Here is a 3,023-nt window from a genome sequence, read left to right as displayed (position 1 = left end):
CGATTAACTGGAATCCGGCACTGGAAGCTTTGCCGCTGTCGGGCATTCGGATGATGTTTAACCTGGCTGCCACGATGCAGGATGTGATTCAGCTGTCCATTGGACAGCCGGATTTTCCAACGCCGCAACACATCATTGACGCGCACGTTGAGGCCCTGCACCAGGACAAGACCCACTACACCATGGATGCGGGTTTGCCGGAGTTTCTGGCGGCACTGGCCGAGTATTACAGTCTCCGGATTGGACGTAAACTGACCCCCGACAACTTCCTCGAAACCACCGGCGGAAGCGAAGCGATGTACCTGGCCATTACCAGCGTGGCGGCGCCCGGCCGGGAAGTGATTGTCATCGAGCCCTCCTTCGTTCTGTTTCAGCCGCTGGTGCAGATGACCGGCGCCTCCGTGCGGCGGATTGTCACCCGCGCCAGTCAGGGTTACCAGGTCGATCCTCAAGAGGTCATTGACGCCATCGGTCCCAAAACTTGTGCCATCATTCTGAACTCTCCGGGAAATCCAACCGGAACCGTGTATCCACGGTCGACGGTGGAGTTCATTTATCGTGAAGCGCAACGGCGCGGCGTGACGGTCATCAGCGACGAGGTCTACGATCGGCTCCTGTTGGATGATATGGAATCGCCCAGTGTCTTGAATTGCGCTTCTGATCTCGATCATGTCATCGTGGCCAGCTGTCTTTCCAAAACCTACAGCATGCCGGGAGTGCGCATTGGATGGCTGGTTTCCAGCGAGGCCAACATCAAGACGCTGCGCCGCTATCACATGTTCACCACTACGGTCGGAAACACGCCGGGACAGTGGGCGGGCGTGGCAGCCTTCCAGGGGGACCAGGAGTGCGTAACCAAAATGGTGTCCGAATACCGCCGCCGCCGGGATCGAATTGTCGATCTCGTCAAAGCTTCGCCTCATCTGCGCGGATACCGCCCGGAAGGGGCTTTTTATATCATGCCTTCTTTGCCCGACGGGACCGACGGGACTGACTTTGCTTTGCGAATGCTGAAGGAAACTCGAGTCTGCGCGATCCCCGGCGGAACATTTGGAGACTCTTGCCGCAATGCGCTCCGAATCAGCTACGCCACTTCGCTTGAAAACATTGAACGCGCTTTTGAAAGGGTGATCCCATGGTTAGAGAAACAATCGTTTTAACGCGTCAGGAAGTATCCGGACAGGTGGATATTGGTGAAGTGATTGGCGCCATTGAGCGTTGCATGGCGGAATTTGAGAAGGGAGAAGATCTGTTGCCGCCCAAGTACATCATCGATCTACCGGGCGGCATTTCGGCTTGCATGGCCGGCTATACCAAGGCCACCGGGATGCTCACGATGAAGCTGGGACAGGAGCGCAAAGCCAATGTGCATCGCGGCCTCCCGACCACTATGGGGACGATCAATCTCTATGATCCGGAAACGGGCGAACTCCTGATGGTGGTCGAATCGGTTCTGGCCACCATGTATCGGACAGCGGCTGCAGCCGCCGTGGCGGCCAAGTTTCTGGCTCGGAAGGATGCTGAGGCTCTGGCAGTCATCGGAGCGGGGCAATTAGGACGGCAATGTGTCCGCGCCGCCAGCCGCGTGCGGCCGTTCAAACAGATTGTCCTTTTCGATGTGCGACGGGAGCAAGCCGAACGGGTGGCAGCAGAGCTGGCCAGCGAACTGTCCGTGCCCATTCAGGTTGTCGATGTGGAGCAGGCGTGCCGCCAGGCCGATGTGATTTGTACCGCCACGAACAGCACCGAGCCCATCGTCCGCAGCGCCTGGGTGCGTCCCGGCACCCATCTCTCCTGCATGGGAGCCGACCTGCACAGCAAGATTGAATGTGAAATGGAACTGATGCCCCGCTGCCGCCTCTTTGCCGACAAAGTCGAGCACTGCCTGGAACGCGGTGAGGTGAGTCAAGCGGTGGAAAAGGGTATTCTGGGCCGCGATTGTTTTGCCGGCAGCTTGGGACAGGCGATCATCGGGCAGATTGCCGGGCGAAGCAGCGAGGATCAGATCACGCTGTTCGACGGCATCGGCATTGGCGTTCAGGATACCACCGTTGCTCGAAGCATCTACGATCAAGCCGTCGCCAAAGGCCTGGGCCTGCGCGTGGCCTTCTGCTGAGTTTCCTTTTAAAAAGGTCGGGTCGAAAAAGCCGTTGGAACATTGGAAGAGCTGATAGGGAGAATCTACCGCTTTAAGTCCTCGGCAATCGTTGCGAACTGTTCCAGAGCGGCTTCGAGATCCGCGGCGATGTCAGCGGCGATGATCTCGGGAGCGGGGAGGTTGGCGCTTTCTTCCAGAGCTTCGTCTTTCAACCAGAAGATGTCGAGATTCACCTTGTCCCGCTTCATCAGCTCGTCGTAGGTGAAGGATTTGAACCGCTCGGTCTCAACCCGATTGTGGCGCGATGACAAGGTAGGGCGCGGCACTCCGTGCGCGCCTCCTGCTTGAACCTGTTCCACTCCGCCAAGCATGGATTCAGAGTGCGCTGTTGATGCTGGCCTGCCAAAGTAACATCCCACAAAATCATCCAGGTCACTGCGCTTCAGAGGGTTTTCTTTCAGCGTGAAGTGCAGGTTGGTGCGCAGGTCGTAGATCCAGAGCTTCTGCGTCCACGGTTTTTCCTGGGCGGGCTTGCGGTCGAAGAACAGGACGTTGGCCTTCACGCCTTGCGCGTAGAAGATGCCGGTGGGCAGGCGCAGCAGCGTGTGCACGTCGGCCTGCTTGAGCAATTCGCGCCGGATAGTTTCACCGCCGCCCCCTTCAAACAACACGTTGTCCGGCAACACCACCGCTGCGCGGCCATGCTGCTTGAGGATCGTGAAGATGTGCTGGAGGAAATTGAGTTGCTTGTTGCTGGTGCTCGCCCAGAAATCATCGCGGTTGATGATGAGCGACTCCTTGGACGACTCGCCCGCATCGTTGACGATGGTGACGCTGCTCTTCTTGCCGAAAGGCGGATTGGCCAGCACCATCTCGTATTCGCCATGTTTCCCGGCCAGCGCGTCCTTGGTGACGACGGGCATGT

3 protein-coding genes are annotated in these 3,023 nt (G+C 58.2%); 2 read left to right on the top strand and 1 reads right to left on the bottom strand.

Features of this window, described 5'->3' with window-relative positions:
• The first annotated feature begins 2 nt into the window (after positions 1-2).
• On the top strand, positions 3-1,160 hold the full coding sequence (locus tag ACKVY0_RS22430) for a pyridoxal phosphate-dependent aminotransferase (RefSeq protein WP_409217087.1): 1,158 nt from the start codon (positions 3-5) through the stop codon (positions 1,158-1,160).
• On the top strand, positions 1,136-2,116 hold the full coding sequence (locus tag ACKVY0_RS22425; protein WP_409217086.1) for an ornithine cyclodeaminase family protein: 981 nt from the start codon (positions 1,136-1,138) through the stop codon (positions 2,114-2,116). Before ACKVY0_RS22430 ends, ACKVY0_RS22425 begins: the two co-directional genes overlap by 25 nt.
• A gap of 65 nt (positions 2,117-2,181) precedes the next feature.
• Here the strand turns inward: ACKVY0_RS22425 and ACKVY0_RS22420 are convergent.
• The coding region (locus ACKVY0_RS22420) for a class I SAM-dependent DNA methyltransferase (RefSeq protein ID WP_409217085.1) at positions 2,182-3,023 on the bottom strand (842 nt) is incomplete at its 5' end.

The sequence above is a fragment of the Prosthecobacter sp. genome (assembly GCF_046154365.1).
GTDB lineage: Bacteria > Verrucomicrobiota > Verrucomicrobiia > Verrucomicrobiales > Verrucomicrobiaceae > Prosthecobacter.
This window is presented reverse-complemented; position numbering and strand designations above follow the sequence as displayed.